The organism is Pseudomonas sp. PB103, from assembly GCF_009764635.1.
Lineage (GTDB): Bacteria > Pseudomonadota > Gammaproteobacteria > Pseudomonadales > Pseudomonadaceae > Aquipseudomonas.
The window spans coordinates 25,869-38,158 of the sequence record NZ_RWIL01000034.1; the positions used below are offsets into that span (position 1 = coordinate 25,869).

The 12,290-nt window shown below is 60.3% G+C and carries 13 protein-coding genes; 4 read left to right on the forward strand and 9 right to left on the reverse strand.

Features of this window, described 5'->3' with window-relative positions; genetic code table 11:
* Window positions 1–48: 48 nt before the first annotated feature.
* Entirely contained in the window at window positions 49–621 is a 573-nt protein-coding gene (locus tag EJA70_RS05975) for a xanthine phosphoribosyltransferase (RefSeq protein WP_158830129.1), read from the forward strand.
* Between the two features lie 123 nt (window positions 622–744).
* Here EJA70_RS05975 and EJA70_RS05980 read toward each other — a convergent pair whose 3' ends face one another.
* The 6 genes from EJA70_RS05980 to dadA all read right to left on the reverse strand — a co-directional run bounded on the left by EJA70_RS05980 (window position 745) and on the right by dadA (window position 7,196).
* Complete coding sequence (locus EJA70_RS05980; RefSeq protein WP_158830130.1) at window positions 745–2,667, reverse strand: acetyl-CoA hydrolase/transferase C-terminal domain-containing protein; 1,923 nt, start codon at window positions 2,665–2,667, stop codon at window positions 745–747.
* A 494-nt stretch (window positions 2,668–3,161) separates the two neighbouring features.
* Window positions 3,162–3,578 carry a cytochrome c5 family protein gene (locus EJA70_RS05985; protein WP_045123295.1) on the reverse strand — a complete coding sequence of 139 codons (417 nt, stop codon included), beginning with the start codon at window positions 3,576–3,578 and terminating at the stop codon, window positions 3,162–3,164.
* Window positions 3,579–3,760: 182 nt separating this feature from the next.
* The gene (locus EJA70_RS05990) at window positions 3,761–4,309 is read right to left on the reverse strand and encodes a cupin domain-containing protein (protein ID WP_008086779.1); all 549 of its coding nucleotides are present in this window, start codon (window positions 4,307–4,309) and stop codon (window positions 3,761–3,763) included.
* 88 nt (window positions 4,310–4,397) lie between these two features.
* On the reverse strand, window positions 4,398–5,471 hold the full coding sequence (gene alr, locus EJA70_RS05995; RefSeq protein ID WP_158830131.1) for an alanine racemase: 1,074 nt from the start codon (window positions 5,469–5,471) through the stop codon (window positions 4,398–4,400).
* Window positions 5,472–5,566: 95 nt separating this feature from the next.
* Complete coding sequence (locus EJA70_RS06000) at window positions 5,567–5,920, reverse strand: RidA family protein (protein ID WP_008086784.1); 354 nt, start codon at window positions 5,918–5,920, stop codon at window positions 5,567–5,569.
* A complete protein-coding gene (gene dadA, locus EJA70_RS06005) occupies window positions 5,892–7,196 on the reverse strand; it encodes a D-amino acid dehydrogenase (protein WP_158830132.1) in 1,305 nt (434 codons plus the stop codon). Before dadA ends, EJA70_RS06000 begins: the two co-directional genes overlap by 29 nt.
* A 156-nt stretch (window positions 7,197–7,352) precedes the next feature.
* Between dadA and EJA70_RS06010 the strand changes: the two genes are divergently transcribed.
* Window positions 7,353–7,841, forward strand: a complete 489-nt coding sequence (locus EJA70_RS06010; protein WP_003177284.1) for an Lrp/AsnC ligand binding domain-containing protein — start codon at window positions 7,353–7,355, stop codon at window positions 7,839–7,841.
* Window positions 7,842–7,984: 143 nt separating this feature from the next.
* Here the strand turns inward: EJA70_RS06010 and EJA70_RS06015 are convergent, their stop codons facing one another.
* Window positions 7,985–8,338 carry a YkgJ family cysteine cluster protein gene (locus tag EJA70_RS06015; RefSeq protein WP_158830145.1) on the reverse strand — a complete coding sequence of 118 codons (354 nt, stop codon included), beginning with the start codon at window positions 8,336–8,338 and terminating at the stop codon, window positions 7,985–7,987.
* A gap of 148 nt (window positions 8,339–8,486) precedes the next feature.
* On the opposite strand from EJA70_RS06015, the gene EJA70_RS06020 reads away from it, so the two are divergent.
* Window positions 8,487–9,797, forward strand: a complete 1,311-nt coding sequence (locus tag EJA70_RS06020; RefSeq protein ID WP_158830133.1) for an FAD-binding oxidoreductase — start codon at window positions 8,487–8,489, stop codon at window positions 9,795–9,797.
* 142 nt (window positions 9,798–9,939) lie between these two features.
* Here EJA70_RS06020 and EJA70_RS06025 read toward each other — a convergent pair whose 3' ends face one another.
* Window positions 9,940–10,185: a DUF1127 domain-containing protein gene (locus EJA70_RS06025; RefSeq protein WP_158830134.1), complete on the reverse strand. Its 246-nt coding sequence runs from the start codon at window positions 10,183–10,185 to the stop codon at window positions 9,940–9,942.
* A 179-nt stretch (window positions 10,186–10,364) separates the two neighbouring features.
* On the opposite strand from EJA70_RS06025, the gene EJA70_RS06030 reads away from it, so the two are divergent.
* Complete coding sequence (locus tag EJA70_RS06030) at window positions 10,365–11,798, forward strand: PLP-dependent aminotransferase family protein (RefSeq protein WP_158830135.1); 1,434 nt, start codon at window positions 10,365–10,367, stop codon at window positions 11,796–11,798.
* On the opposite strand, the gene EJA70_RS06035 is transcribed toward EJA70_RS06030, so the two are convergent.
* On the reverse strand, window positions 11,785–12,288 hold the full coding sequence (locus EJA70_RS06035; RefSeq protein ID WP_158830136.1) for a hypothetical protein: 504 nt from the start codon (window positions 12,286–12,288) through the stop codon (window positions 11,785–11,787). The genes EJA70_RS06030 and EJA70_RS06035 overlap by 14 nt on opposite strands.
* Between the last annotated feature and the right edge of the window lie 2 nt (window positions 12,289–12,290).

A 12,290-nucleotide genomic window follows, 5' to 3' on the forward strand; every position in this document is an offset into this window, starting at 1 on the left:
TTTTTTACTAGACCTTCGGCGCACAAAGCGCCAAAAGAGGACAGCTTCATGGAAGCATTGCACCAGAAAATCCGCGAACAAGGCATTGTGCTTTCCGACCAGGTCCTGAAGGTCGACGCCTTCCTGAACCACCAGATCGACCCGGCCCTGATGAAGCTGATCGGCGACGAATTCGCCGCGCTGTTCAAGGACTCGGGCATCACCAAGATCGTCACCATCGAAGCCTCAGGGATAGCCCCGGCGATCATGACCGGTCTGAACCTCGGCGTGCCGGTGATCTTCGCCCGCAAGCACCAGTCCCTGACCCTGACGGAAAACCTGCTGTCGGCGACCGTTTACTCGTTCACCAAGCAGACCGAAAGCACCGTGGCCATCTCCCCGCGTCACCTGACCAGCAGCGACCGCGTGCTGATCATCGACGACTTCCTGGCCAACGGTAAGGCCTCGCAAGCGCTGATCTCGATCATCAAACAGGCCGGCGCCACCGTTGCCGGTCTGGGCATCGTCATCGAGAAGTCGTTCCAGGGCGGCCGCGCCGAGCTGGACTCGCAAGGCTACCGCGTCGAATCGCTGGCCCGCGTGAAATCGCTGAAGGACGGCGTCGTCACCTTCATCGAATAACCAAGCGACTCAATACCTGTGGGAGCTGGCTTGCCAGCGATGGCGGTGGATCTGCCAACATCAATGTTGGCTGACAGGGCCTCATCTCTGGCAAGCCAGCTCCCACAGGTTATGTGCTGGTCGTTATGGCTGAGTGGCTTTTAGGCCGGTGAGCAGCAGGCGCTGGAAGAGGTCTTCCTTCAGGCCTTCCGGGTTTGTGAGTTGCATGCGTTCGAGGTGTTCGGGGTAAAGCGATGCCTCGGGGGCGTCGAGGGCGGCTTTGCCGAGTTCGAGCATTTCGCTGAGTTTGAATTTGCTCTTCAGCCAGTTCAGCGCCCGCAGTAAATCCCGTTCGATCGCAGTGAAATCACAGCCCAGTGGATACTCTGGAAACAGGTTCGCATGCCGTGCGGCGATGGCTTGCAAGCGCTGCGGCGTGTTCTCGGCGAAGCGTGGATCGAGGCGGAAATCCTTTGGCAGTTTGCCGACCTTTTGCGCCTGTTCGATCAGGCCCTGCTGGAAGCGCGAGTCACTAATGTTCAACAGCGATTCGATCACTACGGCATCGGTTTTACCGCGCAGATCAGCGATGCCGTATTCGGTCACGACGATATCACGCAGATGCCGTGGGATCGTGCAGTGGCCGTATTCCCAGACGATGTTGGAGCTGACGTCGCCACCGGATTCACGCCAACTACGCAGGATCAGAATCGACCGCGCATCGTGCAACGCATGCCCCTGCGCAACGAAGTTGTACTGCCCGCCGACACCGCTGAGTACTCGTCCATCCTCCAGTTGATCCGCCACGCCTGCACCGAGCAAGGTCATGGTGAACACCGTGTTGATGAACCGCGCATCGAGGCGCTGTAAACGCTTGAGCTCTTCCTGCCCGTAGAGCTCGTTGATGTAGCTGATGCGGGTCATGTTGAATTCGAGGCGTTTGCTCAGTGGCAGCTCACGCAAGCGCTCGTAAAAACTGCGCGGGCCAAGGAAGAAACCGCCGTGCACCGAGATGCCGTCAGTTTGCGCCGCTTCGTCGAGGGTGCCGGCGTTGGCCTGTTCCTGCGTCGGCACATCGGGGTAGACCTTGCGCCGGATGATCCCGGCATCCGCCAGCACCAGCAGGCCGTTGACGAACATTTCGCTGCAACCGTACAGGCCTTTGGCGAACGGCCCGGTGCCGCCCTCGCGGTTGATCAACTGCGCCCATTGGCTGAGGTTGATGTCGTCGAGCAGCGCTTTATAGCCGGCATTATCGGCTTGACGTGCGAGCAACGCGGCAGTCAGCGCATCACCCATCGAGCCGATGCCGATCTGCAACGTACCCCCGTCGCGCACCAGCGTACTCGCATGCAAACCAATGAAATGATCCTGAAACCCCACCGGCATGTTCGGCGTGGAAAACAGCGTGCTGCTGTCCTTCGCGTCGATCAACAGGTCGAAGGTGTCGATGTCGACTTCGGCGTCGCCGGGCATGTACGGCAGATCGGTGTGCACCTGGCCGACCAGCAAAATGGTCTCTCCGGCTTCGCGGCGCTTGGCGATCATCGGCAACAGATCGAGGGTGATGTCCGGATTGCAGCTCAGGCTCAGGCGATCCGGGTGTTCGCTGCTACTGGCCAATAACTGCGCCACCAGATTCAGGCCGGCAGCGTTGATGTCGCGGGCGGCGTGGCTGTAGTTGCTGCTGACGTAATCCTGCTGGGCCGGCGCGCTGTTGAGCAGGCTGCCGGGCTGCATGAAGAACTGTTCGATGCGGATGTTGGCGGGCAGGCTGTCGCGGTGCAGGTCGGCGAGGAAATCGAATTCCGCGTAGTCACCGAAGACGCGCTCGACGAAGGGTTCGATGAAGCGCTTTTGCAAGCCGTCGCCCAGCGCCGGGCGGCCGAGGCACAGCGCGGTGTAGATCGTCAGTTGTCGCTCGGGCAAGCCTTTGATCCGCCGGTACAGCGCGTTGACGAAATGATTGGGTTTGCCCAGGCCCAGCGGCATGCCCATGTGGATATGCGCCGGCAAGCGTGCCAGCACGTCGTCCAATGCCTGTTCGATCGAACACAACTGCACCATCTGAAGCCTCCTGCCCGTTCCGTGAATAGGGGTAGACCGAGCTTGCCTTGAGTTTGCTGCAAAGAACAGCTCAAAGTCCTGGACGATTGTCGGCCACAGGAGTTGTTTATGGCTGGAGCTTGCTTGCCCTCACCCTAGCCCTCTCCCGGAGGGAGAGGGGACTGAATGGGGGATATTTGGGAGATAAGCCGACGTGAAATAGCTTTGCTGCACCCATAATCGCTGAGGTTTTTCAGGTCGATGTAGAGCGACAGACATCTCGGTCGGCTCCCTCTCCCTCCGGGAGAGGGACTGAATGGGGGATATTTGGGAGGTACGCCGACTTGAACGTGATGTACCGAATCCATAATCGCTCAGGTCTTTCAGGTCGATGGATAGCGCCATACACCGCGGTCGGCCCCCTCTCCCTCCGGGAGAGGGCTGGGGTGAGGGGCTCTTGAATCGCAGGCACAAAAAAACCGTCCGAAGACGGTTTTTTTCATCAGAAGTGCAGCTTATTTCAGGCCGGACATCTTCTGGATCGCGCCTTTCAACTCGTCATCCGAGCAATCAGCGCAGGTGCCTTTTGGCGGCATGGCGTTCAGGCCTGTAATGGCTTTTGCCAGCAGGCCGTCGAGGCCGCCCTGGTGATCGGCGCGGTCTTTCCAGGCTGCCGCGTCACCGATTTTCGGCGCACCCAACAACCCGGAACCGTGGCAAGCGTTGCAATGTTTGGCAATCACTTCGTCCGGAGTCTTGGCACCGCCACCGCCGCCGGCAGTTGCCGCCACTTCCATCCCCTTGCATTCCTGCCCCTGAACACACACCTGGCCGACAGGCTCTAAGCGTTTGGCAATGTCGTCATTCGTCGCAGCTTGAGCGCTGACAGCCCAGAGGGCCAGTACGGTTGCTGGTGCAGCCAGCATTTTCATAATTAGATTCACGCGTTCACCCTCAATGGTGGCTATTCACGCCTGCGGCCACGGTTCGCAGGCGGGCGCAAGTATAGCGGGTAGCCCGCCACACTGAAACAACCCCATGATTAAAGGGGTCTTGTTGCGCATCGGTAAAACAGCTTGGGTGCCTTCGCCGTAATGGCCTGGCGCCTCTTTGTTTAAAAGTTTGCCGGCGTGGCTGCGCTGATTAGTCGCGCAGGCAAGTCGAACGGATTACGGAAACGATGCGGCTTGGTACTTTCAAAGTAGTAGCTGTCGCCGGCTTCGAGAATAAAAGTTTCCAGACCCACCACCAGTTCCAGACGACCTTCCACCAGAATCCCGGTTTCCTCGCCTTCATGGGTGAGCATTTCTTCGCCGGTGTCAGCGCCCGGCGGATAGATTTCGTTGAGGAACGCGATGGCACGGCTGGGATGCGCGCGACCGACCAGTTTCATGGTCACGGCACCGTCGGAAATGTCGATCAGCTCGTTGGCCTTGTAGACGATCTGGGTCGGGACTTCCTGCAGGATTTCTTCGGAAAAGAACTCGACCATGGACATGGGAATGCCGCCCAGTACCTTCCTCAGCGAACTGATCGAAGGGCTGACGCTGTTCTTTTCGATCATCGAAATGGTGCTGTTGGTGACGCCCGCACGTTTGGCGAGTTCACGCTGGGAAAGCCCTTTGAGCTTGCGGATCGATTGCAGTCGTTCACCGACGTCCAAGGCGCGAGCCTCCTGATGTTGTAAGAATATTGAGCGTTATCATGGCGACAGCGTTCAGTATTTACAACACTTGGCCCCAGCAGCGGCGTCAACCCTCGGAATAGAGCCTTGGCACCCGGCGCAGGTTGCAGAAGATCTGGTACGGGATGGTGTCGGCCCACTGCGCCACTTCACTGGCGAGAATGTTTTTGCCCCACAGCTCGACGGTTGAACCGAGGTCGGCTTGCGGCACCTCCGTCAGATCGATGCAGAGCATGTCCATCGACACGCGACCGAGAATGCGGCTGCGTTTGCCCGCCACCAGAACCGGGGTGCCGGTTGGCGCCTGACGCGGGTAGCCGTCGGCGTAACCCATGGCGACCACGCCGATGCGCATCGGTTTGTCGGTGATGAACTTGGCGCCGTAACCGACAGGCTCACCGGCCGGCAGCTCACGCACGCTGATGACTTTCGATTCCAGGGTCATCACCGGTTGCAGACGATCGGCGACTGCGTTGGCTTCTTCGAACGGTGTCGCGCCATACAGCATGATGCCCGGACGCACCCAGTCACTGTGGATCTGCGGCCAACCGAGTACGGCGGGCGAGTTGCGCAGGCTGACTTCCGCCGCCAGGCCCTGACGCGCCGCTTCAAACACCGCAACTTGCTCGGTGCTGCTCTGCGCATGCAGCTCATCGGCGCGGGCGAAGTGGCTCATCAAGACGATTTTCGCCACTTTGCCGCTGGCCAGCAGACGTTGATAAGCCGCCGCATAATCCTTCGGATGCAGCCCAACGCGGTGCATGCCCGAATCGAGCTTCAGCCACACCGTGATCGGTTTGCTCAGCGCTGCCTTCTCGATTGCTTCGAGCTGCCAGAGCGAGTGCACCACCGTCCAGAAATCATGCTCGACGATCAGCGCCAGCTCGTCGGCCTCGAAAATCCCTTCCAGCAACAACACCGGCGCACGAATGCCGGCGGCGCGCAGTTCCAGCGCCTCCTCGATGCAAGCAACGGCAAACCCGTCGGCCTCGCCTTCCAGCGCCTGGGCGCAACGCACCGCGCCATGGCCGTAAGCATCCGCCTTGATCACCGCAAGCGCCTTGGCGCCGGTGACTTCGCGGGCAATTCGGTAGTTGTGGCGCAGGGCTTGAAGGTCGATCAGGGCACGGGCAGGACGCATGGCGGCAGACTTCTAGGCGGTCATGGGAATAAAAACCGGCGCCGACTGACGACGTGAACCGCCAACAGCGCCGGGAGAGGGATCTTTACAACTTTTTACGGCAGCGCGGCGACGATGGAAATTTCTACCAGAATGCTCGGCTTGGCCATTTTCGCTTCGACGGTGGCACGGGCCGGCGCGGCGCCTTTTGGCAGCCACTGATCCCACACCGAGTTCATCCCGGCGAAGTGCTCATCGATGCCGTTCAGGTAAATCGTCGCCGACAGCAGGTGCTGTTTGTCAGTCCCGGCGAGGTCGAGCAGGCGCTCGATATTGGCCAGAACGTCGCGGGTCTGCTGTTCAATCCCGGCGTCGAAGTCGTCGCCGACCTGCCCGGCCAAATACACGGTGCCGTTGTGGCTGACGATCTGACTCATGCGCTCATTGGTGAGCTGGCGCTGGATTGACATGTTTTGCGGACTCCTGAATTTTGTTGCCGTAACGGGAAATATCGAGGCCTTCGGCACTGATCTGCGGCTTTTTCTTCGCCATCAGGTCGGCCAGCAGACGACCGGAACCGCACGCCATGGTCCAACCCAGCGTGCCGTGACCGGTGTTGAGAAACAGATTCTTGAACGGCGTGGCGCCAACGATCGGCGTGCCATCCGGCGTGGTCGGACGCAGACCGGTCCAGAAACTCGCTTCGGCCAGATTACCGCCCTGAGGATAAAGGTCGTTGACGATCATCTCCAGGGTTTCGCGGCGACGCGGGTTCAGCGACAGGTCAAAACCGGCGATCTCGGCCATGCCGCCGACGCGGATGCGGTTGTCGAAACGGGTGATCGCGACCTTGTAGGTCTCGTCGAGAATAGTCGAAGTCGGCGCCATCGCCGGGTTGGTGATCGGCACGGTCAGCGAGTAACCCTTGAGCGGATACACCGGGGCTTTGATGCCCAGCGGCTTGAGCAGTTGCGGCGAGTAGCTGCCGAGCGCCAGCACGTAGCGGTCGGCGGTTTCCAGCTTGCCCTCGATCCACACGCCGTTGATGCGATCACCGGCGTAGTCGAGTTTCTGAATGTCTTGGCCGAAGCGGAATTCGACACCAAGCTTCACCGCCATTTCGGCGAGACGGGTGGTGAACATCTGGCAGTCGCCAGTCTGGTCGTTCGGCAGTCGCAGGGCACCGGCGAGGATGTCAGTGACACCCGCCAGCGCCGGCTCGACGCGGGCAATGCCGGCGCGGTCGAGCACTTCAAACGGCACGCCGGATTCTTTCAGCACGGCGATGTCTTTCGCGGCGCCATCGAGCTGTGCCTGGGTGCGGAACAGCTGAGTCGTACCGAGGCTGCGGCCTTCGTAGGCGATGCCGGTTTCGGCGCGCAATTCGTCGAGGCAGTCGCGGCTGTACTCGGACAGACGCACCATGCGCTCCTTATTCACCGCGTAACGATTGGCGGTGCAGTTGCGCAGCATCTGCGCCATCCACAGGTACTGGTCGATGTCGGCAGTGGCCTTGATCGCGAGAGGGGCGTGGCGTTGCAACAGCCACTTGATCGCCTTGAGCGGTACGCCCGGCGCGGCCCACGGCGAGGCGTAGCCCGGCGAGACCTGGCCGGCGTTGGCGAAACTGGTCTCCATGGCCGCAGCCGGCTGCCGGTCGACCACCACCACTTCGAACCCGGCACGGGCCAGATAGTAAGCACTGGCGGTACCGATGACGCCGCTACCCAAGACCATTACGCGCATTTTTGTATCCCTCATCGCGGCAGGGCCGCGTACGTCTGTTGTTAGAGCAATGATGCGCGCAGTGTAAAAAAGAAATGCCAGTGCTTTTCACTATATAAGCGCCTATATTTGGCGACAATTCTCGGCAAAAACCCTTTTCACGGAGGCGCATCCCCTATGCGTACCAACACTCAGACCAAACGTGAGCTGGACAAGATCGACCGCAACATCTTGCGGATCCTGCAGGCGGACGGGCGGATTTCCTTTACCGAACTGGGCGAAAAGGTCGGGCTCTCGACCACGCCGTGCACTGAGCGGGTACGGCGTCTGGAGCGCGAAGGGATCATCATGGGCTACAACGCCCGGCTCAATCCGCAGCACTTGAAGGGTAGCTTGCTGGTGTTCGTCGAGATCAGCCTCGACTACAAATCCGGCGACACTTTCGAAGAGTTCCGCCGCGCGGTGCTGAAGTTGCCGCACGTGCTGGAGTGCCATTTGGTGTCAGGGGATTTCGACTATCTGGTGAAGGCGCGGATTTCCGAGATGGCCTCGTACCGCAAGCTGCTGGGCGACATTCTGCTGAAACTGCCGCATGTGCGGGAGTCGAAGAGTTACATCGTGATGGAAGAGGTTAAGGAGAGCTTGAGCCTGCCGATTCCAGACTGAGATTGGGGATTCCTGACCCGGCCCCATCGCTGGCAAGCCAGCTCCCACAATGATTATCGGTGTTCACAACATTTGTGTACGACGCCGAACCTGTGGGAGCTGGCTTGCCAGCGATGGCGTCGACACGGTTCCGAGTGAACCCGTTAAACCAGCACCTGCCGATTCGCCGCCATGTACTCGAAAATCTGTTTCTCTACCCGTGGATGAATCAGCTCCACCGGCCGCCGCTCGTTCGGGCAAGGCAAAGTCTTGGTCGTACCAAACAACCGGCAAATCAACGGCCGCTCTTCATACACCGTGCAACCCTGCGGCCCCAGGTGCACACAGTTCAGCTCCTCCATCGCCGCATCCTGTTCGGCGCGAGTCTTGCGCGGCAGGCGGGCCATTTCTTCGGGCGAGGTGGTTACCGGGCCACAGCAATCGTGGCAGCCGGGCACGCACTCGAACGAGGGGATCTGCTGGCGCAAGGTACGGATTTTCTGGCTGTTGCAGCTCATTGAAGCGGTGACCATGGTGAAATAGGCGGCAATTGTGCCGCAAAAGCCGTGATCCAGACACCGCAGGCCGACCAGTGTTGCCCCCGTTCGGGCGTGCGGCTTATGCTCCGTCAAATTTTCTCGACACCCCCGTCTCAGGATCCTGCCCATGACCGCCCGCGCCCACTCCCCCGCGAGCCAACCCCACGTTGCCTCTTACTACGCCGCCAGCAGCCTGCCGCAACCCGATCATCCGTCGCTGCAAGGTGAAGTCGTAGCGGACGTCTGCGTGGTCGGTGGCGGTTTTTCCGGACTGAACACGGCGCTGGAACTGGCCGAGCGCGGTCTCAGCGTGGTGTTGCTGGAAGCGCACAAGATTGGCTGGGGCGCCAGCGGTCGTAACGGCGGGCAGTTGATTCGCGGCGTCGGCCACGGTCTCGATCAGTTCGCCAACGTCGTCGGTAGCGACGGCGTACGCGAGATGAAACTGATGGGCCTGGAGGCGGTGGAAATCGTTCGCCAGCGCGTCGAGCGTTTTCAGATTGCCTGCGATCTGACCTGGGGCTACTGCGACCTCGCCAACAAACCTTCCGACCTCGAAGGTTTTGCCGAAGACGCCGAGGAGTTGCGCGGCCTCGGTTATCGCTACGAAACCCGCCTGCTACAAGCCAGCGAGATGCACACCGTGGTTGGTTCCAAGCGCTACGTCGGTGGTTTGATCGACATGGGTTCGGGGCATCTGCATCCGCTCAATCTCGCGCTGGGCGAAGCGGCTGCTGCGCAACAATTGGGCGTCAAACTGTTTGAACACTCAGCAGTGACCCGTATCGACTACGGCCCCGAGGTCAAAGTCCACACGGCTCAGGGCTCGGTTCGAGCCAAGACTTTAGTGCTCGGTTGCAACGCCTATCTCAATGATCTGAATCCGCAACTCAGCGGCAAAGTCCTGCCTGCCGGCAGCTATATCATCGCTACCGAACCGTTGAGCGAAGAGCAGGCGCACAACCTGCTGCCGCAAAACATGGCGGTCTGTGATCAGCGGGTGGCGCTGGATTACTACCGACTCTCGGCGGATCGTCGCTTGCTGTTCGGCGGCGCCTGCCATTATTCGGGGCGTGATCCAAAAGACATCGCTGCGTACATGCAGCCGAAGATGCTCGAAGTGTTCCCGCAGCTCGCTGGAGCGAAAATCGATTATCAGTGGGGCGGGATGATCGGCATCGGCGCGAACCGTCTGCCGCAGATCGGCCGGCTCAATGATCAGCCGAACGTGTATTACGCCCAGGCCTATTCCGGGCATGGGGTAAATGCCACGCACCTGGCGGGCAAGTTGCTGGCTGAGGCGATCAGTGGGCAGCACAGCGGCGGGTTCGATCTGTTTGCGAAAGTGCCGCACATCACTTTCCCGGGCGGCAAGCATTTGCGCTCGCCGCTGTTGGCGTTGGGGATGTTGTGGCATCGCCTAAAAGAGTTGGTCTGATGGTTTTGCGGCGTGCTTGAGGCCGCCATCGCTGGCAAGCCAGCTCCCACAGTGATCGTGAATGTTCACAACATTTGTGTTCACACAAAACATTGTGGGAGCTGGCTTGCCAGCGATAAGGCCCGCAAGAACAATACAGATCTCAGATCCGCCAGAACGGTTTCACCCCCTCCTCCTGCGCCTGCTCACGCGTCAACCCGATGTCCTCGAGCTGATCCGCCGTCAGGTTCAACAACGCCCTGCGCGTGTGCAGGCGATGCCACATCAGACCCCAGCGGCTTAGGCCGGACGGTGCGTTACGCATGATTTCATTGCGCGCACGATCCTTCTGCCCTGCCGCCAGTTCCTGACTGTGTAACGTCAGCCGCACATCGCTCAAGCCGTTCATTTTTGTCGCTCCTGTTTACTTGGGTAGCCAGAGATTCCATGATGCGCGGGTGAGCAAAACCGTTACAGATTCAAAGCAACTGTATTAACTCCATACAGATTTGCCGCTCTGTAGACTGAATTGACGATTTATCTCGCATCTGTACTGGTCTTCCGAATCTTCTGCACCGAGGCAGCGCCATGACCCTCTACGTAAACCTCGCCGAATTGCTCGGCACGCGCATCGAACAAGGCTTCTATCGCCCCGGCGACCGCTTGCCGTCGGTGCGCGCCTTGAGCGTTGAACACGGGGTCAGTCTGAGCACGGTGCAGCAGGCCTATCGCATGCTCGAAGACAGTGGCCTGGCCACGCCGAAGCCCAAGTCCGGCTACTTCGTGCCTGTCGGTCGCGAGCTGCCGGAGTTGCCCGCCGTCGGCCGTCCGGCGCAGCGGCCAGTGGAAATTTCGCAGTGGGATCAGGTGCTGGAATTGATTCGCGCCGTGCCGCGCAAGGACGTCGTGCAATTGGGTCGCGGCATGCCCGACATCAGTTCACCGACCATGAAGCCGCTGCTGCGTGGGCTCGCCCGCATCAGCCGCCGTCAGGACATGCCCGGTCTGTATTACGACAACATCCACGGCACCCTCGAACTGCGCGAGCAGATCGCCCGGTTAATGCTCGATTCCGGCTGCCAGTTGAGCGCCAGCGATCTGGTCGTGACCACCGGTTGTCACGAAGCGCTGTCCACCAGCATCCACGCGATCTGCGAGCCAGGCGACATTGTCGCGGTGGATTCGCCGAGCTTCCACGGCGCCATGCAGACCCTCAAAGGCCTCGGCATGAAAGCCCTGGAAATCCCCACCGACCCGCTCACCGGCATCAGCCTCGAAGCGCTGGAACTGGCGCTCGAACAATGGCCGATCAAGGTCATCCAGCTCACCCCGAACTGCAACAACCCGCTCGGCTACATCATGCCGGAGTCGCGCAAACGTGCGCTGCTCACCCTCGCCCAACGCTTTGACGTGGCGATCATCGAAGACGACGTGTATGGCGAACTGGCCTACACCTACCCGCGCCCGCGCACGATCAAATCCTTCGATGAAGACGGCCGCGTGCTGCTCTGCAGTTCGTTTTCCAAAACTTTGGCGCCGGGACTGCGGATTGGTTGGGTCGCGCCGGGGCGATACCTCGAGCGCGTGCTGCACATGAAATACATCAGCACTGGCTCAACCGCGCCGCAGCCGCAAATTGCGATTGCCGAGTTTCTCAAATCCGGCCATTTCGAACCGCACTTGCGGCGGATGCGCACGCAATACCAGCGCAATCGTGATGTGATGATCGATTGGGTGACCCGCTATTTTCCCGCCGGCACCCGCGCCAGCCGCCCGCAAGGCAGCTTCATGTTGTGGGTCGAATTGCCGGAAGGTTTCGACACGCTGAAACTGAATCGTGCGCTGCTCGACCAAGGCGTACAGATTGCTGTTGGCAGCATCTTTTCCGCCTCGGGCAAGTACCGTAATTGCTTGCGCATGAATTACGCGGCCAAGCCGACACCGCAGATTGAAGAGGCTGTGCGCAAGGTCGGTGCGGCGGCGATCAAACTGCTCGCCGAGTCCGAAATCAGTCCAGTCTGAACACGCCTTCGCCATCCAGTCGGGTCAGATCCGCGACCCGGCTGGCCTCGTTGCTGATTTGCCCCTCAACCTCGAACTCGACATCCATCCGCTTGCCGCTCGCCAACAGCGGCAGAAGGCGTTCGCCGGGGCGCAACACGTCGCTCTCCCCCGCCGCTTTCTGTGTGGCGACACCGTCGACTCGCACCGCCATCACCTTGAGCCGCAACGTGCCAATGCCGAAGCGATACCGCTCGCCATCAGCGCCCGGCGCATCGAAACGCAGCGCCAGCGGCAACGTCTGATCACAAACGACCTGTACTTGAATCCGGCGACTACCAAAACTCAGCTCATTGGCTCCGGCGCTTTGCTGCAACAACGCGCCCCGGTCGGTCAGGCCAAAATCAAACGCGGGTGGACTGACTCGCACCTCGCACGCTTGGTCCTGCGCCCACGCCGCCGTGCAGCACAGCCAGAGCATTGCCACGCTCGAAACGTTGAAAACAGTCATCG